Raw genomic sequence first — 18,245 nt, 5'->3', positions numbered from 1 at the left:
CTCCTCTACCTCCTGTTCGACACCGACCAGTTCACCGCGGCGAAATGGACGCCGTTCGAGTACAAGGGCATCCAGGAACTCCTCCTGAAGGGCCTGGGGAACACCCTCAAGGCCTTCGCCATCTCGGCGGTGCTCGCGCTCGCGCTCGGCTGCCTGCTCGCCATGGGGCGGCTCTCCGACCACCGTCCCGTGCGCTGGGTGGCCACGCTGCTCGTGGAGTTCTTCCGCGCCATGCCCGTCCTGGTGATGATCTTCTTCGTCTTCGTGGCGCTGAAGGTGCAGCCGCTGCCGGCCCTGGTCGCCGGGCTCACGCTCTACAACGGCTCGGTGCTCGCCGAGGTCTTCCGCTCGGGCGTGAACTCCGTGGAGCGCGGACAGCGGGAGGCGGCGTACGCGCTCGGGATGCGCAAGACGCAGGTGATGACGCACGTCCTCGTACCGCAGGCCGTGCGCGCCATGCTGCCCGCGATCATCAGCCAGTTGGTGGTCGCACTCAAGGACACCTCACTCGGCTATCTGATCACTTACGAGGAGTTCCTCCACGCCGGGAAGCTGATCGCGTCGAACCTCGACTACGATCTACCTTTCATCCCCGTGGTTCTGGTGATCTCGCCGATCTACATCGGGATGTGCATGCTGCTCTCGTGGTTCGCCCAGTGGGTGTCCAAACGACAGCGGCGCAATCCCAAGACCGAGGCCGCGGACGTGGCGTCGGCCGAACCAGGGACGCTGCTGCCGGGCAGGCAGTAGTTACAGGGGCCAGGCCCACCCGGCAGCAGCCGGTGATCACTGTTCGCGCAGCGGGACCGACACGTATGACGGGTCGGACGCGGGCGAGGAGAAGGTCAGCTGCGCGCCGGACGGGTTGTGCTCGATGTAGAGCGGGTCGACCGTGTCGACCACCAGGGCGAGCTTGTGGCCTGCCGGGACGTCGTAGGCCGTGGAGAACAACTCCAGGTCCACGCCGAACGGCTTGCCGGGGGTCTTGCCGTGGAAGGTGTACGGCGCGTTGCTGACCAGCTTGCCGAGGCCGAGCGGGCCCACGTCGTAGAGGTACGCGACGAGGGTGCCGCTCTCCTTGGTACTGGTGAGCGTGGTGTGCAGCTCGGCCGTCCCGCGCACCCGCTGGGGACTGTCGTACTTCTGGGACTGCCAGACGCCCGCGTAGCGCCTCGGGAGCAGCGGCATCGAGGCCACCGGCGGGGTCTTGAGGAACTGGTCCAGGGCGTTGGAGAGCAGTACGGTGCCGCCGTTGGCGCCCGAGTCGACGTTCGCGCGGATCGTGGTGGAGCCGGCCAGGTCGATCTTCTTCTTCGTCGCGCCGACCGACTTCCAGTCGGGGTAGCCCTCGTAGTCGCCCGTCGACCGGGACTTGAGCTGGACGGGCTGTTCGGTGTCGACGCCGTTCTTCTCGCCCTTGAGGTAGCGGTCGAACCAGCGCTGGGTCGAGGTCCAGGTGTCGTTGGGCAGCCCGAGCAGGCCGGTCAGCTCGGAGGTCGCGTGGTCGCCGGGGCGGAATTCCAGGCGCTTGGGGCCCGTCAACTGCTCGTAGAACGCGGCGTATTGATTGGGCGGGAAGATTGTGTCCCCCCAGGCGTTGCCCAGCATGACGGCCGCGCCGTTCTTGTTGATCTGGTCGATGTAGGTCGCGGGGGAGCGCTTGGCGCCCCACGCGATCATCTCGTCCTCCTTGTCCAGGTTGGACCCGAGGAAGTCCTTGAGCGTCTGCGTGAGTTCGGGGCTCGGCCGGCCCGTGAGGACACCGGCGCCGCCGAGCAGCCCTGCGGCCTGCTGGTGCTGCGTGCGGCCGCTGTAGATCGAGTCGATCAGGTCGCCCCAGCCGCTGAGTGCGGCGACGGCCTTGATCCGCTTGTCGTGCCCTGCGGCGAGCAGGCTGATGCCCGCGCCGTACGAGACGCCGCCCATGCCGATCTTGCCGGGATCGGCCGGGGTGTTCTCCAGGGTCCAGTCGATGACCCTGGAGGCGTCCGCGATGTCCTCGGGGCCGCCGGTCTCGATCTCGCCGCCGGACTGCCAGAAGCCGCGCGAGTTGTAACTGACCACGACGTAGCCGGAGTTCGCGAGCTTCTGGGCCTGCGCGACGTACTCGATCTGCGGCATGGCCCAGCTCGTGGGCAGCACGATCGCCGGGTACTTGGCACCCGCCTTCGCGCCCTTCGGGGTGAAGACGTTGGCCTTGAGGATCGTGCCGCCGTCGCCGGGAATGTCGACGAAGCGCACGTCCGCGGAGCTCGCCGCCCGCGGAGCGGCCGCAGGGGTGGCATGGGCGGCCGGGGCGAGGCCGAAGGCGGCGCCGGCGACGAGAGTCGCCGACACGGCGCCCACGGTGGTCGTGCGCAGAGCCTTGCGCGGTTGTCCCACGGGTCACTCCTTACTCGTGCAAGCAAAGTGACCCGACGGTAACCGCGGGTGCTTACCGGGGGTAACCCGTCGGTAAGTTACGCACCGGTAACGATTGTTGAGCTGTGTACCTCCGGGGAGGTCCTCAGTTCAGTGCGCTCTTCGTCTGCCAGTCGGCCCACGAGATGTTCCACTCGCCGTAGCCGTTGCCCGGGTCGGGCACGCCCTTCGAGCCGCTGCCGGAGACCTCGAACGGGTCGCCGACCTGGACCTGCCCGTACAACCAGGAGGCGTCGGCGTCGCTCATGCCGATGCAGCCCGAGCTGTGGTTCGTGTTGCCGAAGTAGGAGGCGTTCCAGGGGGCCGCGTGCGCGTACATCCCCGACCAGGTCAGACGCATCGAGTTGTCGACCATCTTGTCGTAGGCGTCGCCGAGGCCGACCGTCTCGGAGCGCATGTTGATCGTGCCCTCCTTGGCCATCAGGACGGACGTGCCGCCCCAGGACGCCTTGTCGCCGCCGGGGGTGCCCGCCGACATCGGCACGGTCTTCACGCTCTGTCCGTCGCGCACGAGCGTCGCCCGCTTGCTGTCGAGGTCGACCTTGACCTTCTGGCTCTTGCCGACCGTGAAGCCGGTGGCGTAGTCGCGGACGAACCAGCCGCCGTCCGTGCCGGAGTCGATGCCGGCCAGCCGTGCGTCCAGCTTCACCTTGGTGCCGGACTTCCAGTAGTCCTTCGGGCGCCAGTCGATGCGGTCCTTGCCGTCGTAGTTCTTGATCCAGCCCCAGGAGCCCGTGGTGTCGTTCGAGGTCGTCACCTTCAGGTGCTTCTCGACCGCGGCCTTGTTCTTCACCGGGTGGTCGAAGACGACGGAGAGGGGCTGCGCGACGCCGACCGTGGTGTCCTTGCCGGGCGTCAGGGACAGCTTGTTCACCCGCTCCGGGGCGGCGGTCCTGAAGGAGGTCCGGGCGCTGCCGCCCTCGTCGGTGGTCGCCTTCACCTGGTACGAGGTGCCGGGCGCCGTCTTGCGGTCCGAGGTCCAGGTGGTGCCGTTCGCGGCGACCTTGCCGGAGAGCTCGGTGCCCTTGGCGTCGGTCACCGTGACCTGCTTCAGCTTGCCGTCGGCCAGCTTCACCTCGACCGGGGAGCCCGCCTTGGCCTTCTTGCCCTGCAAGTTGACCGATATGTCCGGCTTGACGGTTTTGGTGTCGGCGGCCGCGGAGGCGCCGCCCGAACAGGCGGTCAGGGCGGCGGCCAGCGCGGCCAGGCCCGCGGCCGTGACCGCGGCCCCGGTGCGGCGGGGGCGTATGGACTGGCGGCGACTCGACGAGCTCTGGGGCCTCAAGGGAACGTACCTCCGTGCGAATGTGGAACTGCACGGAGAGAGGGGCAAAGGTCCCGTTGGGTTGCCTCTTGCCCCGAATTTCCCGACTGGGTCACAGAGGCGGGTTATGGGCCGGATGCGGACGTCGGCGCGCGGTGAGCCCCCGGCTACTTGGCGCGATGGGACGAGCGGGCCGGGGCGGGCGCCGGAGCCGGGGCCTGGGCGGCGCGGGTGACGTCCCCGACGAGTTCGACGACGTCGGGACCGTACGCCTGGGAGTTGACGACCTTCAGGAGCAGGACGAACGTGCTGGAGCCGTGCTTGCGGGCGAGCCGCTCGTGGTGCCGGGCGAGATAGCGGGTCGCCGCCTGGTTGGTGATCGCGCGCTGGCCGCAGAAGACGAAGACGGGTCTCGCCTCCTGCGCCTGCCCCGCGGTGAGCCGCGCCAGGATCACGTACTCCGTGATGCCGCCCTCCATGCGGTAGCGCTCGCTGCCGATCTGGAACGCCCCGCGGTCCGGGCCCGGCTCCGGGTCGGTGTTGACGCGGACGCCGGGCAGCAGGGAGTGCATGTGCGCGGCCATGCGGCGGTTGACGGTGGGGGAGCCGACGCAGAACTCGGTGCGTTCGCCGAAGCTCTGCTGGGCGGCGTCGTGCGCGACGAGCTGGGCGTGCGCCCCGCAGTCCTTGATCAGGGCGGAGAGCTCCAGGAGCGCGGACACGTCGTGGCGTACGACGGTGAGCTCGGGCCCGCCGGCCTCGCGGTTGACCACGAGCAGCGACTCGGAGTTGTCGGGCAGCCCGAAGAAGGCCTGCTTGCGGCGGAGCTTGCGCCGCCAGAGGTAGGTACGGGCGAGCCAGCCCAGCACGGCACCGAGGCCGGCCGCGATCAGGCCGAGGACGATATTGCGCACGTCTTCAGTCATGGGGGCGCATGCTAGCGGTCTTTAGGACCGGTGTTCGAGGTGGTCCTGACGTCGCGGGGGGACCGAAGTTACGCTGCGCGGACGGTTGTTGACTGGAGGTACGAATGCGTCGTGCTGTCGTACGGAATCTGACGCTATTGGCGGTCGGAGGGGTGTTGGTGTCGGTCGGTGCGGCCGTGCCCCCTTCGTCTCCGCGCTCGGCTGAACCGGCTTCGTCCACCCCGGAGAAAACGCCCCTGGCCGTCGGCTACGGCGGCGCGGTCTCCAGCGTCGACGCGGACGCGTCCGCCGCCGGGATCGAGGTCCTGAAGAAGGGCGGCAACGCGGTGGACGCGGCGGTCGCCACGGCGGCGGCCCTCGGCGTGACCGAGCCCTACTCCGCGGGTGTCGGGGGCGGCGGGTACTTCGTCCACTACGACGCGAAGTCCCGCAAGGTGAGCACGATCGACGGCCGTGAGACGGCGCCGCGCACCGCCGACTCCGGCCTCTTCCTGGAGAACGGCAAACCGATCCCCTTCGCGGACGCCGTCACCAGCGGCCTGGGCGTCGGCACCCCCGGCACCCCCGCGACCTGGCAGTCCGCGCTCGACGCGTGGGGCAGCAAGCGGCTCGGCACGCTCCTCGAGCCCGCCGAGCGGCTCGCGCGCGACGGGTTCACCGTGGACGGCACCTTCCGCTCGCAGACCCAGTCGAACCAGGCGCGGTTCGCCGACTTCCCGGACACGGCGAAGCTGTTCCTGCCGGGCGGTGAGCTGCCCGTGGTCGGCTCGACGTTCAAGAACCCCGACCTCGCGCGCACGTACGAGGAGCTGGGCCGCAAGGGCGTCGGCGCGATGTACGGGGGCGGCATCGGCAAGGACGTCGTACGGACCGTGAACAAGCCGCCCGTTGACCCGGCGTCCGGGCGCAAGGTCCGCAGCGGCGATCTGTCGGCGAAGGACCTGAAGGCGTACGGGGTGAAGCGGCAGGCGCCGACGAAGACCTCCTACCGAGGGCTCGACGTCTACTCGATGGCTCCCTCGTCCTCCGGCGGCACGACGGTCGGCGAGGCGCTCAACATCCTTGAGCGGACCGACCTTTCGAAGGCCTCGAAGAAGAAGTACCTGCACCGGTACATCGAGGCGAGCCGTGTCGCGTTCGCCGACCGCGGCCGGTGGGTGGGCGACCCCGCCTTCGAGGACGTACCGACGAAGGAACTCCTCTCGCAGAAGTTCGCCGACTCGCGGGAGTGCCTGATCCGTGACGACGCGGTCCTCAAGAGCCCGCTCGCGCCGGGCGACCCGCGGGATCCGGCCGCCTGCAAGTCCGGCGACAAGGCCGCCCCGACCACGTACGAGGGCGAGAACACGACGCACCTCACGGCCGCCGACAAGTGGGGCAACGTCGTCGCCTACACCCTGACCATCGAGTCGACGGGCGGCAGCGGCATCACCGTGCCGGGACGCGGCTTCCTGCTCAACAACGAACTGACCGACTTCTCCTTCGCGCCCGCCGATCCGGCCGTGCACGACCCGAACCTGCCGGGTCCGGGTAAGCGGCCCCGGTCCTCGATCTCGCCGACGATCGTCCTGGAGAAGGGCAAGCCGCTGGTCGCCCTCGGCTCGCCGGGCGGCGCGACGATCATCACGACGGTGCTTCAGACCCTGACCGGCTTCGTCGACCGGGGTCTTCCGCTCGTCGACGCGATCGCCGCGCCGCGCGCGAGCCAGCGCAACGCCGCACAGACCGAGCTGGAGCCGGGCCTCTGGGACAGCTCGCTGCGGGCCGATCTGGAGGCGATCGGGCACTCCTTCAAGCAGAACCCCGAGATCGGGGCGGCCACCGGCGTGCAGCGGCTGCCGGGCGGCAAGTGGCTCGCCGCGGCGGAGAAGGTGCGTCGCGGGGGTGGTTCGGCGATGGTGGTGCGGCCCCAGTAGGAGCCGCGCCAGGAGAAAGCCGCCGGGCGGGCCGGGCGGCCCGCCCGGCCCGGCGTGCTCAGCGCGGCGCGCAGTTCTGCTCCAGTTCGTTGGCCGCCCAGCGGATCGGCCCCTCGGGGTCGTCGTGCAGATGGCGCAGGGCGGGCAACGCCTCGCGCACCGCGGCCAGTTGTGCGTCGCCCCGGCCGCCGCGGGCCTGGTGGACGTCCGCCAGATCCGCGATCAGCAGAAGCAGTGTGCTGCGGGCGCGGTTGTCCGGGTCCGTCATCAGCTGGACCAGGAACGGGATGGCGGGGACGGCCGCGGTCGATGCCGCCTCCTTGGAGACGAGGAGGCGGTAAAGGTCGTGGACCGCGTCCATGGCCGTCTTCTTGTCGTCCGACGCGACCTTGCCGATCAGCCCGGGAACCTGGTGGCCCGGGCCGCGCGCGGTCCACAGGGCGCCCCAGTCGACGCCGTCCAGGCGCAGCTGGAGGTCCCGGTGCGGCCACAGCCTGACCAGGTCGAGCCGGAGCGCGGCGGTGGAGTCCGCGTCGGTGACGCGCAGGACGGCCTCCATGCCGCCCGCGCCCGTCGCTTCGAGGGCGAGGAACCTGATGCCGGTGCCGAGGCGGAGGTCGGCGACCGCGTCCGAGGCCAGGTCCCAGATGCGCACCAGGCCGTCCGCCCAGGCCGCGGCGAGCGCGGGCCCGGTCGGCAGGACCGTGGCGGCCAGCGAGACGACCGGGGTGTTCCTGCGGGTGAACGGCGTACGCATCGGCTTGCGGCGCGTCGACCAGTAGCGGATCACGCCGTGCGCGTCGCCGCTCAGGACCAGGCGGGTACCGGTCGCGAGCTCCAGGCAGGTCACGGAGGTCACCGGGGCGCGGTGCAGGGAGAGGCTGATGGTCTCCGGGTCCTCGTCGTCCGTCTCGCGGACGTGCACGCAGCCCTCCGCGTCCCCCGCGACGAGCATCGTCGGGCCGTGCAGCGAGGCCACCGCCCTGAGCGCGCCCGGCGTTTCGACGAGCGCGGCCGCCGCTCCGGCGACCGAGGGCGGCTGCGGGTACTCACGGGTGAGGACCGTCCACCGGCCGCGCGGCTCGCTCTCCCCCGCGAAGAGCGAGAGGGGGCCGAGGTCCTCCGGCGGCACGGGCACCTCGGACGGCGGGCGGATGTCCTTGTCCGTCCACTCGACGCCCAGCGTCGCGGCGACGTCGAGCAGCGCCGCGCGGGTGCGGGCGTTGATCACGATCTTGAAGTCGGCGCCGGGTCCGCGGCCGTGACGTATGACCGCGTCCGGAGCGCCGTACGAGAGCGCGTCGGTGCCCATCTCCTGCCAGGGCAGCAGACCCAGTTCGCGGTACGAGGACTCCAGGCGCCGCACGATCTGCGGATCGGCGTCGACGGTTTCGCGACCGAAGCGCAGCGTCCAGCCGTAGTGGGCGGGCATCCGCTCGAAGGCGAGCTGCATCAGGAACTCGGAGAGCGAACGGCTCTGCACCACCCACCGGCCGCCGACGCTCACGAGGACCCGGGGATCGGGCAGCTCGGCCTCGGCCGCGAGATAGCCCCACTCGTGGGCGTAGTGGTACTCGGACATGAACACGCACACGCGGTCGTCGTCATCGGGGCCGACGAGCCCGCCGGCGGGGTCCGCGTCGAGGTCGGAGATGGTGGGCGGCCACTGGGTGTGGACCCAGTACAGGCGCGGGTCGAAGGCGAAGGAATTGAGCGGGGAGTCCCACCATTCGTTGAGCGCCAGGGGGACCGGCAGGTCCCAGTCGATGCCGTGCTCCTTGTTCTCGCCGCCCCAGCGGGAGTGGCCGGGCTCGCCGCCCGGATCCACGTATCCCCACTCCCGCTGCACCTCGTCGAGCAACGACCAGCGGGCGCGCCCCTGTTGGTGCCGGAGCCGGTCCGCGAACTGTCCGTAATCGATGATCTCGTGTGTCACCGGTGCATCGTACGGATGATCTTTGTGACGGATGTCTTCGCGGCGTCACAGTGCGTCGATGGACGTGTCCCTCCCGAGCCGGGAAACCTTCGGGGGCTCCAATAAGTATACCGGTATGAGAATGGGATTCCGAGCGCGATTGGACTACAGTGGCCCCATGGTGCGGACCCCTCTGACCCCGGAAGAGCGCGAGCGCGGCGAGCAGCTCGGGCGGCTGCTGCGTGCCGCGCGCGGCGAGCGGAGCATGGTGGAGGTGGCCGCGAGTGCCGGGCTCTCCGCGGAGACGCTCCGCAAGATCGAGACGGGACGGGCACCGACGCCCGCGTTCTTCACCGTGTCGGCACTGGCCATGACGCTGGGACTCTCGCTGGACGAGGTGGCCCGGGCCTGCGTCCTGATGCCCGCCCCGGCGTGAGCGCTGCCCGCGTGCGGGGTGTCCGTGTGAGCGCTGCCCGCGTGAGCGCTGCGCACGTGAGTGCTGCCCGCGTCAGGGCCGCCCGCGTCAGGGCGTAGCGGCCCACTCGGCGGCGTGCTGTGCGGCGAAGTCCGCGAAGCTGCGGGCCGCCCGGCCCGTGATGCGCTCCACGGCAGCATCCACGCGGTCCTCGGACCCGCGCGCGATGCTGTCGTCCATGGCCGCGAGCGCGCCCGCGAACGCCTCCGGGATCCCCGCGGCGACGAGCCGCCCGCGGAATTCCGCCATGGGTACGGAGCGATGGCGGACCGCGCGCCCCGACACCTTCGAGATCACATCGGCGACCTCCGCGTAGCTCAGCGTCCCGGGCCCCGTGACGAGGTGCGCCGCGTTGTGCGGCCGCTCGTCCGTCAGGGCCCGTACGGCGACGGCGGCGATGTCGTCCGCGTCGACGAACGCCACGCGTCCCTGCCCGGTGGCCGTCACGATCTCGTCCGCGGTACGGATGCTCGCGCCGTGCAGATGGCCCGGCGTGACGAAGTTCTGCATGAACCAGGAGGGGCGCAACACCGCCCACTGAGGGGTCAGTTCACGCAGCGCCTGATGGACCTCGCCGGCCCCCGGATCGCCCTCGGCGATCGCGGAGGAGCTCAGCAGCACGAAGCGGCGTACGCCCGCGTCCAGGGCGCGTTCCAGGAACGGCACCATCAGCCGGGAGGGCTCGGCGTCCCCGACGGGCGGCACCAGATAGACGCCGTCGATGCCGGTGAGGGCGGGGCCGTGGGTGGCCGGATCGGCCCAGTCGAAGCGGACCTGGCGGGTGCCCGGCGCCGGGGTGCGGCTCGCGAGGCGTACGGTCGCGGACTGCTCGGAGCTGTCCGGGGCGGTCAGGGCGGTCGCCACGCGGCTGCCCGTGGTGCCGGTGGCGCCGGTGATCAGGAAACGCATGGTCATCGGGCCTCTCCGGTGCGGGTGGCGCCGACGGGGATCTCGCCGTCGAAGGCGTCGGCGGCCAGCGCGCCGTTCCAGTAGTCGCGAAAGTGCGTGATCCGCCCCTCGTGGACGGTGACGACCTGGATGTAGGGCATGTCGTAGGGGCGTCCCGTGGCGACCGCCCGGCCGGTGCCGCGCAGCTCGGCGACGATGGTCGCGGGGTCCTCGGTGCGGTGCACGGTCAGGTCCTCGAAGCCGTGCAGGTCGATGTGGTCGGGGTAGTCGGCGATGTAGGCGCGCACGGCCTCCCGGCCGACGAGCCGGTGCGGGGCTCCGGGGAGCGCGAAGGGGAACTCGAAGATCCCGTCCGGGGCCCAGAGGTCCACCCAGCCGTCGATGTCCTTGGCGAGGAGCAGGTCGAGGGAGCGGGCGAACACGTCGGCCGCCGACAGTTCTGTGCGGTGTGTCGTCATGGCTGCGACGCTAACCTGACCCTGGGTCCGTTTACAAGTACCGGACCCCGGGTCGACTTATGCTGGGGGTCTGCTCCGCATGCCCCGCCCACCGAGGAGGAACCATCGCCGCCCGCAAGGAGAGAGCCGACTCCGTCCGCAACCGAGCCGCGCTGCTGGCTGCCGCCGCCCGGCTCTTCGAGGAAGCGGCCGACCCCGACAGCGTCAAGATGGCCGACATCGCGCAGGCCGCCGGAGCCGGGAAAGGCACGGTCTTCCGGCACTTCTCCGACCGCATCGGCCTGATCGGGGCCCTGGTCGTCGAGGAGACGCAGCAGCTGCGCGAGCAAGTCGCGGACGGGCCACCGCCCTTGGGTCCCGGCACGCCGGCGGCCGAGCGGCTGCCCGCGCTCCTGGGCGCGCTCCTGGACCTCAAGCTGAACCAGCGCGCGCTGATGCTCGCCCTGGAGCGGGCCGGTGCCGGGAGCCCCTATCTCAATCCGGCCTATGACCTGTGGCACTCCGAAGTCGCCGGGATGCTGGTCGACGTCCACGGGCGCGAGGGTGCCGACTATCTCGCGCACGCCCTGCTCGCCGCCGTCCGCAGTGACCTGGTCGGGCATCTGACCAGCCAGGGCGCGAGCGCCGGGCAACTGCACGCGGGGCTGCGGCGGCTGTGCGCCTCCGTCCTCGCGCCTGGCGCGGACGGCGTGGGGTGAGGGGTCCAGGGGCGGCCGGAAGACTGCGTGTAGTCGTCCCGTAACGCAAGTGGTGTTATCTTCCGGACCGGAAGAATCCAGGCTCCGTGGGGCGGTGCTTGCTCGGATGGCTGTAGGACAACTCCCTGAACAGGTGAGGGAGTTCGCGAAGTATCTGAGAATTCTCCTGGCGCAGCTGGACACCGGCGCCGGGTGGTGCGGCGTGTTCTGGTCCCGTGACCCCGAGGGGATGCAGGCCTGCCTGGACGGTGCGGAAGTTCCGCCCTGGGACGTGGTGGAGGCGCTGCTGCACGATCTGGCCGCGGGGTACGGGGCGCAGGCCGCCGAGCGGGAGACGGGCCTCGCGCGCGAGCTGCACGGCGCCTCCCTTGCCGCGTACGACGCGCGGCCCGGTGGCCGTGAGCTGCTCGGCGAGCGCCTGGACATGATGCTCACCGAGCAGCGGTTCGCCGTGGAGCGGCAGGCGGAGCTCGGGCGCTCGCTGGAGACCGCGGCCGGCCCGGACGAGACGGAGCGGCTCAACCGCGATCTGGCCTGGGTCCGCGACGACCACGAGCGGGCGACCGCGCGGTGTGCGGAACTGCGGGAGCGCATCGAGCGGTTGGACCGGGCGGACCTCCCGCAGTGGGTCGACTTCGGGACGCCGGTCTCGGACGACTTCGCGGGGCAGGAGACGGACGACTTCGACGGGCGAGCGGACGGCGGGGCCGACGGAGCAGGCGGAAAGGTGCCGGTGGGCCTCGGCGGGGGGCTATTGGGGGACGCTGGGGCAGAGACCCCCGACGGGTTCCACGGCTCCTACGGCTTCGACGAGTTCGGCGGCCTCCACGGGCGGACGCCGACGACGGCCTTCGGGGTCGCCGCCACCGGTGAGCCCGAGATCCGTACGCCGGAACCGGAAGTCAGAACACCGGAGTTCGGCGGCCCCCCGGCCGACCCGAGCGCGCTGCCGCCGCCCGAACCCCGGACACTCTCCGTCGACGCCGGCCCGGGCGCCCGCGCCCACCCCGAGGCCCGCGCCCACCCCGAAGCCGACTCCGACTCCGGAGCCGACCCGGCCGACTTCGACTCCTTCGACCCGGCCGACCTCACCCCCGCACCCGACCGGGAATCCGGCCCTCCGGCCCTCCGCGTCCCCAAGCAGGGCCGCAAGCGCGACACACCCCGCCGCCCGCGCATCCTGCGCGGCGCCCGCTTCGCCGGATTCACCGGCTCCGACGAGGGCGCGAGCGCGCACGAGAGCGAACCCGCCGCCCCGCCGGAGGCAGCCCCGCAGCCGCCCGAGCCCGGCGAGCCCGCCCGCCCGGACCGCGAGGCCGGCCGGGCCACCGCCGATGCCGTGGCCGCCCTGATCAAGCTCCGCGGTGAAGGCCGCAGCGGCGAGGCGCACGGGGTGCTCGTGGAGGCGGCGGGCTGGCCCGCGTCCCGTCTGCCGGCGCTCGCCGCCGAGCTGCACCGCGCGGGGCTCGGGGCCGACTGGTCGACGCTGCTCTGGGAGGCCGCGTCGCTGCCGCCCGAACCGCTCGTCGCCCTTGCCGACGCCCTGGCCGGAGCGGGCCGCGCCGAAGACTGCCGCAAGCTGCTGCGGCAGGGCGTCTCGCGGCCCGCCCCGGAGATCGCGGAGGCGGCGCTCGCGCTGGTCGACGCGGGCCGCGAGCGCGAGGCCCGCGCGCTGCTCGACGCCTATCTCCGCGTCCGTACCCCCGAGGACGCGGCCGGCTGCGCGCACACCGACCCCTACCGCCTCATCCCGCTGCTCCTCCAGACCGCTCAGGGAGTGTCGGACGAGTGCCACTGGGATCTCGTGCACGCGTTGCGTGTTGCCGGATTCAGTGCCTGACCCTGCCTGGCAGAGCCGTTACGTTTGTGCTTTCGCGTCCGCTTCTCGCCCGCTTGGGTGCGAAACATGATCGACTGCGCCGGTTAACGGCGATGGTCTTGCCCAGCCCGGCGACGAGGCTTACGTTTTCTGCTCTACGCATCAAGTCTACGGGCGTAGAAGCTCTCTGACGTCCCGTCGAAGGAGCAGCTCATGGCCAACGTCGTACGCGCCGCACTGGTCCAGGCAACCTGGACAGGCGACACCGAATCCATGATTGCCAAGCACGAGGAGCACGCCCGCGAGGCGGCCCGCCAGGGTGCGAAGATCATCGGTTTCCAGGAAGTGTTCAACGCCCCCTATTTCTGCCAGGTGCAGGAGCCCGAGCACTACCGCTGGGCCGAATCCGTGCCGGACGGACCCACGGTCACGCGGATGCAGGACCTCGCCCGCGAGACCGGCATGGTCGTCGTCGTCCCGGTCTTCGAGGTCGAGCAGTCCGGGTTCTACTACAACACCGCCGCCGTGATCGACTCCGACGGCTCGTATCTGGGGAAGTACCGCAAGCACCACATCCCCCAGGTCAAGGGATTCTGGGAGAAGTACTACTTCAAGCCGGGCAACGCGGGCTGGCCCGTCTTCGACACGGCGGTCGGCAAGGTCGGCGTCTACATCTGCTACGACCGCCACTTCCCCGAGGGCTGGCGCCAGCTGGGCCTGAACGGCGCCCAGATCGTCTACAACCCCTCCGCCACGTCGCGCGGCCTCTCCGCCTACCTCTGGCAGCTCGAACAGCCCGCGGCGGCCGTCGCCAACGAGTACTTCGTCGCCGCGATCAACCGCGTCGGCGTCGAGGAGTACGGCGACAACGACTTCTACGGCACGTCGTACTTCGTCGACCCGCGCGGCCAGTTCGTCGGCGACCCCGCGAGCGACAAGGCCGAGGAACTCGTCGTCAGGGACCTGGACTTGGGGCTCATCGAGGAAGTACGCCAGCAGTGGGCGTTCTACCGCGACCGCCGCCCCGACGCGTACGAAGGACTGGTGCAGCCGTGACCGACCTCCACAGCCGCCACAAGGCCGTCCTGCCCCAGTGGCTCGCGCTCTACTACGCCGACCCGCTGGAGATCACCCACGGCGAGGGCCGCCACGTCTGGGACGCGGACGGCAAGCAGTACCTCGACTTCTTCGGCGGCATCCTCACCACCATGACCGCCCACGCCCTGCCCGAGGTCACCAAGGCGGTCAGCGAGCAGGCCGGACGGATCATCCACTCGTCCACGCTCTACCTCAACCGGCCGATGATCGACCTCGCCGAGCGGGTCGCGGGCCTCTCCGGCATCCCCGACGCCCGCGTCTTCTTCACCACGTCCGGGACCGAGGCCAACGACACGGCCCTGCTCCTGGCCACCGCGCACCGCCGCTCGAACCAGATCCTGGCGATGCGCAACAGCTACCACGGCCGCTCCTTCACGGCCGTCGGCATCACCGGCAACAACGCCTGGTCGCCCACCAGCCTCTCGCCGCTCCAGACGCTGTACGTGCACGGCGGCGTCCGCAGCCGGGGACCGTACGCCGCGCTGAGCGACGCCGAGTTCACCGAGGCCTGCGTCGCCGACCTCAGGGACATGCTCGGGCAGACGCGCGGGGGAGTGGCGGCGCTGATCGCCGAGCCCGTCCAGGGGGTCGGCGGCTTCACCTCGCCGCCCGACGGGCTCTATGCCGCATTCCGCGAGGTCCTGCGGGAGCACGGCGTGCTGTGGATCTCGGACGAGGTGCAGACCGGCTGGGGGCGCACCGGCGACCACTTCTGGGGCTGGCAGGCGCATGCCGCGAGCGGCCCGCCGGACATCCTCACCTTCGCCAAGGGCATCGGCAACGGCATGTCGATCGGCGGCGTCGTCGCGAGCGCCGAGGTCATGAACTGCCTGGACTCCAACTCCATCTCGACCTTCGGCGGCTCACCGGTCACCATGGCGGCGGGCCTCGCCAACCTCACGTATCTCCTGGAACACGACCTCCAGGGCAACGCCCGGCGCGTCGGCGGGCTGCTCATCGAGCGGATGCGCGCCATCTGCGCCCAGCTGCCCGTCGTACGGGAAGTGCGCGGCCGGGGCCTGATGATCGGCATCGAGCTGATCGACCCCGGCACCGGCGAGGCCAGTCCGCGAGCGGCGGCGGCCGTGCTCGAAGCGGCCCGCGAGAGCGGACTCCTGATCGGCAAGGGCGGCGGCCACGACACCAGCGTCCTGCGCATCGCCCCGCCCCTCTCGCTGACCGTCGCGGAGGCGGAAGAGGGCGCCGCGATCCTCGAACGTGCCCTGCAGAGCGTCTAGTCCGGCGGCCTGCACGCACGAACGTACGAGCAAGAACGCGCAGACAAGAACGCGCAGAGACGTACGAGCATGAAAGGGAGCGCCCCATCATGAGCACCCGTACCTTGATCCGCGGCGGACTCGTCATCACCGCCGCCGAAGAGACCCACGCCGATGTGCTGATCGAGGACGGCCGGATCGCCGCGCTCGCCGCCCACGGCTCGCAGGCCGCCGAGGCGTGGACCGCGGACCGCGTCATCGACGCCACCCACAAGTACGTGATCCCGGGCGGAGTCGACGCGCACACGCACATGGACTTCCCGTTCGGCGGCACGTTCTCCTCGGACGACTTCGAGACGGGCACCCGGGCCGCGGCCTGGGGCGGCACCACCACCATCGTGGACTTCGCGGTGCAGACCAAGGGGAAGGCGCTGCGGGCGGGCCTCGACACCTGGTACGCGAAGGCGGACGGCAAGTGCGCCGTCGACTACGGCTTCCACATGATCCTCTCGGACGTCAACGAGAAGACGCTGAAGGAAATGGACCTCCTCATCGAGGAAGGCGTCAGCTCCTTCAAGCTCTTCACCGCGTATCCGGGCGTCTTCTTCAGCGACGACGGCCAGATCCTGCGGGCGATGCAGCGGGCCGCCGTCAACGGCGGGCTGATCATGACGCACGCGGAGAACGGCCTCGCCATCGACGTCCTGGTGGAGCAGGCGCTCGCCCGTGGCGAGACCGATCCGCGCTATCACGGAGAGGTCCGCAAGTCGCTCCTGGAGGCGGAGGCGACACACCGGGTGATCAAGCTCGCCCAGGTGGCGGGCGCGCCGGTGTACGTGGTGCACGTGTCGGCGCAGGAGGCGGTGGCGGAGCTGGCCAGGGCCCGCGACGAGGGCCTGCCGGTGTTCGGGGAGACCTGTCCGCAGTATCTGTTCCTGTCCACGGACAACCTCGCCGAGCCGGACTTCGAGGGTTCCAAGTACGTCTGCTCGACACCGCTGCGGCCGCGCGAGCACCAGGCCGCGCTGTGGCGCGGGCTGCGCACGAACGACCTCCAGGTGGTCTCCACGGACCACTGCCCGTTCTGCTTCGTGGGGCAGAAGGAGCTGGGCCGCGGTGACTTCTCCAAGATCCCGAACGGTCTGCCGGGCGTCGAGAACCGCATGGACCTCCTCCACCAGGCCGTGGTGGACGGGCACATCAGCCGCCGCCGCTGGATCGAGATCGCCTGCGCGAGCCCGGCCCGGATGTTCGGCCTGTACGGCAAGAAGGGCACGATCGCGCCGGGCGCGGACGCCGACGTCGTCATCTACGACCCGGCCGCCGAGCAGGTCATGTCCGCCGACACGCACCACATGAACGTCGACTACTCCGCGTACGAGGGAAAGCACGTCATGGGCCAGGTGGAGACGGTCCTCTCCCGCGGTGAACCGGTTGTCGAGCAACGGAAGTTCACCGGCCGCGCGGGGCACGGAGCCTACGTCCCGCGCGGCACCACCCAGTACCTCGGCTAGGAGGCGTGACCATGGACTTCGGACTCGTCCTGCAGACCGATCCGCCGGCCGCGCAGGTCATCAGCCTGATGAAGCGCGCCGAGCGAAACGGCTTCCGCTACGGCTGGACCTTCGACTCGGCGGTCCTGTGGCAGGAACCCTTCGTCATCTACAGCCAGATCCTGGCGAACACCGAGCGGCTGATCGTCGGCCCGATGGTCACCAACCCGGGCACCCGCACCTGGGAGGTGACGGCGTCGACGTTCGCCACGCTCAACGACATGTACGGCAACCGCACGGTGTGCGGCATCGGCCGGGGCGACAGCGCGATGCGGGTGGCGGGCCGCACGCCGAACACCCTCGCCCGGATCAGCGAGGCGATGAAGGTCATCCGTTCGCTGGCCTCGGGCGGGGAAGCGGACCTGGGCGGCACCACCATCCGCTTCCCCTGGATCAGGCCGGACGCGCAACTCCCGGTGTGGATGGCCGCGTACGGGCCCAAGGCGCTGAAGATGGCGGGCGAGGAGGCCGACGGCTTCATCCTCCAGCTGGCCGACCCGTATCTGACGGAGTCGATGGTGAAGGCGGTCCGGGACGCGGCCGTGGCGGCGGGCCGCGACCCGGCGTCGGTGAAGATCTGCGTGGCCGCCCCCGCCTACCTCACGCGGGACGACTCGCCCGCCGCGCTCGCCCACGCCCGTGAGCAGTGCCGCTGGTTCGGCGGCATGGTCGGCAACCACGTGGCCGACCTGGTCACGAAGTACGGCGCACACTCGGACCTGGTCCCCGAGGCCCTCACCGACTACATCAAGGCCCGCGAGGGCTACGACTACTCCCACCACGGCCGCGCCGACAACCCCGACACGGCCTTCGTCCCCGACGACATCGTGGACCGCTTCTGCGTGATCGGCACGCCGGAGCAACATGTGGCGAAAATGCGGGAGTTGCAGGCCCTGGGCGTGGACCAGTTCGCGCTGTACGCCATGCACGACGCCCGCCAGGACGTCATCGACGGGTACGGCACGCAGGTCATCCCCGCCCTGTCGTGAGCGGTTGTGCCTCGCGGTCCGGTGTCAGGGCAGCCGGACCGCGATGGCGTCGAACTCCAGGGTCACCTTCGGGCTCACGAGCATCGAGGTCGCCGCGTTCTGGTTCACGCCCCAGTCCTTGCGGCTGACCGTGACGCTGCCCTGGAACTGGACCCGGAAGTCGCCCATCGAGTCCGTCTCGGCGGCGGTCAACCGGACGTCCAGGGTGACCGGTTTGGTCACGCCGCGGATGGTCAGGTCACCGGTGACCTGGTAGGCGGTGCCGCCGGCCGGCTGTACCGCGGTCGACGTGAAGGTGATGGCGGGGTGCTTGTCCGTGTCCAGGAACGCGCCGCGCAGGTGGTCGTCGCGCTGCCGGTTCTGCGTCTGGAGGCTTGCCGCGCGGATCGTGAGATGGGCGCCGGACTTCGACGGGTGGTCGCCGTTCAGGTGCACGTCGCCGTCGAACTGCTCGAACTGCCCGCGCACCCTGGAGGACAGGGTGTGCCGGGCGACGAATCCGATCCGGGTGTGGGCGGGATCGAGGGTGTAGGTGCCGGTGAGTTCACCGGGGCTGATCGTGGTTGACATGGTGCTCGCTCCTGGAG

At 70.7% G+C, this 18,245-nt stretch carries 16 protein-coding genes; 9 read left to right on the top strand and 7 right to left on the bottom strand.

Annotation, left to right across the window (positions count from 1 at the left end; all coding sequences use genetic code 11):
* On the top strand, positions 1-750 hold a 750-nt coding region (locus tag ACQKIP_RS19060), incomplete at its 5' end, for an amino acid ABC transporter permease (protein WP_427743510.1).
* Positions 751-786: 36 nt separating this feature from the next.
* Here ACQKIP_RS19060 and ACQKIP_RS19055 read toward each other — a convergent pair.
* The 3 genes from ACQKIP_RS19055 to ACQKIP_RS19045 all read right to left on the bottom strand — a co-directional run bounded on the left by ACQKIP_RS19055 (position 787) and on the right by ACQKIP_RS19045 (position 4,611).
* A complete protein-coding gene (locus ACQKIP_RS19055; RefSeq protein WP_365863297.1) occupies positions 787-2,382 on the bottom strand; it encodes a CocE/NonD family hydrolase in 1,596 nt (531 codons plus the stop codon).
* 124 nt (positions 2,383-2,506) lie between these two features.
* Positions 2,507-3,706 (bottom strand): L,D-transpeptidase, encoded by a 1,200-nt coding sequence (locus ACQKIP_RS19050; RefSeq protein WP_365863299.1) that lies wholly within the window; start codon positions 3,704-3,706, stop codon positions 2,507-2,509.
* A gap of 146 nt (positions 3,707-3,852) precedes the next feature.
* The gene (locus ACQKIP_RS19045; protein WP_365863301.1) at positions 3,853-4,611 is read right to left on the bottom strand and encodes a hypothetical protein; all 759 of its coding nucleotides are present in this window, start codon (positions 4,609-4,611) and stop codon (positions 3,853-3,855) included.
* 104 nt (positions 4,612-4,715) lie between these two features.
* Here ACQKIP_RS19045 and ggt point away from each other — a divergent pair, with 104 nt between their 5' ends.
* Positions 4,716-6,527 (top strand): gamma-glutamyltransferase, encoded by a 1,812-nt coding sequence (ggt, locus tag ACQKIP_RS19040; RefSeq protein WP_365863303.1) that lies wholly within the window; start codon positions 4,716-4,718, stop codon positions 6,525-6,527.
* 58 nt (positions 6,528-6,585) lie between these two features.
* On the opposite strand, the gene ACQKIP_RS19035 is transcribed toward ggt, so the two are convergent.
* The gene (locus ACQKIP_RS19035) at positions 6,586-8,463 is read right to left on the bottom strand and encodes a hypothetical protein (protein ID WP_365863305.1); all 1,878 of its coding nucleotides are present in this window, start codon (positions 8,461-8,463) and stop codon (positions 6,586-6,588) included.
* A 157-nt stretch (positions 8,464-8,620) separates the two neighbouring features.
* Here ACQKIP_RS19035 and ACQKIP_RS19030 point away from each other — a divergent pair, with 157 nt between their 5' ends.
* The gene (locus ACQKIP_RS19030) at positions 8,621-8,878 is read left to right on the top strand and encodes a helix-turn-helix domain-containing protein (protein ID WP_361193218.1); all 258 of its coding nucleotides are present in this window, start codon (positions 8,621-8,623) and stop codon (positions 8,876-8,878) included.
* An 87-nt stretch (positions 8,879-8,965) separates the two neighbouring features.
* Here the strand turns inward: ACQKIP_RS19030 and ACQKIP_RS19025 are convergent, their stop codons facing one another.
* Together ACQKIP_RS19025 and ACQKIP_RS19020 are read right to left on the bottom strand one after the other, a co-directional pair.
* Positions 8,966-9,832, bottom strand: coding sequence for an NAD(P)H-binding protein (locus ACQKIP_RS19025; protein ID WP_365863308.1), 867 nt, complete (start codon positions 9,830-9,832; stop codon positions 8,966-8,968).
* On the bottom strand, positions 9,829-10,284 hold the full coding sequence (locus ACQKIP_RS19020) for a nuclear transport factor 2 family protein (RefSeq protein WP_365863310.1): 456 nt from the start codon (positions 10,282-10,284) through the stop codon (positions 9,829-9,831). The genes ACQKIP_RS19025 and ACQKIP_RS19020 overlap by 4 nt, the downstream gene beginning before the upstream one ends.
* Before the next feature lie 59 nt (positions 10,285-10,343).
* Between ACQKIP_RS19020 and ACQKIP_RS19015 the strand changes: the two genes are divergently transcribed.
* From ACQKIP_RS19015 to ACQKIP_RS18990, 6 genes are all read left to right on the top strand, one after another.
* Positions 10,344-10,982 (top strand): TetR/AcrR family transcriptional regulator, encoded by a 639-nt coding sequence (locus ACQKIP_RS19015; protein WP_365863311.1) that lies wholly within the window; start codon positions 10,344-10,346, stop codon positions 10,980-10,982.
* A gap of 133 nt (positions 10,983-11,115) precedes the next feature.
* Positions 11,116-12,822, top strand: a complete 1,707-nt coding sequence (locus ACQKIP_RS19010) for a hypothetical protein (RefSeq protein WP_365863313.1) — start codon at positions 11,116-11,118, stop codon at positions 12,820-12,822.
* 192 nt (positions 12,823-13,014) lie between these two features.
* Positions 13,015-13,857, top strand: a complete 843-nt coding sequence (locus ACQKIP_RS19005) for a nitrilase-related carbon-nitrogen hydrolase (protein WP_365863315.1) — start codon at positions 13,015-13,017, stop codon at positions 13,855-13,857.
* Positions 13,854-15,137, top strand: coding sequence for an aspartate aminotransferase family protein (locus ACQKIP_RS19000; RefSeq protein ID WP_365863317.1), 1,284 nt, complete (start codon positions 13,854-13,856; stop codon positions 15,135-15,137). The genes ACQKIP_RS19005 and ACQKIP_RS19000 overlap by 4 nt, the downstream gene beginning before the upstream one ends.
* Before the next feature lie 89 nt (positions 15,138-15,226).
* Positions 15,227-16,630 (top strand): dihydropyrimidinase, encoded by a 1,404-nt coding sequence (hydA, locus tag ACQKIP_RS18995; protein ID WP_365863319.1) that lies wholly within the window; start codon positions 15,227-15,229, stop codon positions 16,628-16,630.
* Positions 16,631-16,641: 11 nt separating this feature from the next.
* Complete coding sequence (locus ACQKIP_RS18990) at positions 16,642-17,658, top strand: TIGR03842 family LLM class F420-dependent oxidoreductase (protein WP_365863321.1); 1,017 nt, start codon at positions 16,642-16,644, stop codon at positions 17,656-17,658.
* 24 nt (positions 17,659-17,682) lie between these two features.
* Here ACQKIP_RS18990 and ACQKIP_RS18985 read toward each other — a convergent pair whose 3' ends face one another.
* Positions 17,683-18,228: a YceI family protein gene (locus ACQKIP_RS18985; RefSeq protein ID WP_365863322.1), complete on the bottom strand. Its 546-nt coding sequence runs from the start codon at positions 18,226-18,228 to the stop codon at positions 17,683-17,685.
* Positions 18,229-18,245 lie beyond the last annotated feature (17 nt).

It is taken from the genome of Streptomyces sp. NPDC059900, from assembly GCF_050270335.1.
In the GTDB taxonomy this organism is placed as follows: Bacteria; Actinomycetota; Actinomycetes; order Streptomycetales; family Streptomycetaceae; genus Streptomyces.
Note: the sequence above shows the minus strand (reverse complement) of the source record. Positions and strands in the feature narration are given on the sequence as shown.

What these genes read in the sequence shown, in the direction of transcription:
- ACQKIP_RS18985 (WP_365863322.1), bottom strand. Translation starts at nt 18,228, where the DNA reads ATGTCAACCACGATCAGCCCCGGTGAACTCACCGGCACCTACACCCTC.
- hydA (WP_365863319.1), top strand. Translation starts at nt 15,227, where the DNA reads ATGAGCACCCGTACCTTGATCCGCGGCGGACTCGTCATCACCGCCGCC.
- ACQKIP_RS19005 (WP_365863315.1), top strand. Translation starts at nt 13,015, where the DNA reads ATGGCCAACGTCGTACGCGCCGCACTGGTCCAGGCAACCTGGACAGGC.
- ACQKIP_RS19015 (WP_365863311.1), top strand. Translation starts at nt 10,344, where the DNA reads ATGCTGGGGGTCTGCTCCGCATGCCCCGCCCACCGAGGAGGAACCATC.
- ggt (WP_365863303.1), top strand. Translation starts at nt 4,716, where the DNA reads ATGCGTCGTGCTGTCGTACGGAATCTGACGCTATTGGCGGTCGGAGGG.
- ACQKIP_RS19020 (WP_365863310.1), bottom strand. Translation starts at nt 10,284, where the DNA reads ATGACGACACACCGCACAGAACTGTCGGCGGCCGACGTGTTCGCCCGC.
- ACQKIP_RS18990 (WP_365863321.1), top strand. Translation starts at nt 16,642, where the DNA reads ATGGACTTCGGACTCGTCCTGCAGACCGATCCGCCGGCCGCGCAGGTC.
- ACQKIP_RS19025 (WP_365863308.1), bottom strand. Translation starts at nt 9,832, where the DNA reads ATGACCATGCGTTTCCTGATCACCGGCGCCACCGGCACCACGGGCAGC.
- ACQKIP_RS19030 (WP_361193218.1), top strand. Translation starts at nt 8,621, where the DNA reads ATGGTGCGGACCCCTCTGACCCCGGAAGAGCGCGAGCGCGGCGAGCAG.
- ACQKIP_RS19045 (WP_365863301.1), bottom strand. Translation starts at nt 4,611, where the DNA reads ATGACTGAAGACGTGCGCAATATCGTCCTCGGCCTGATCGCGGCCGGC.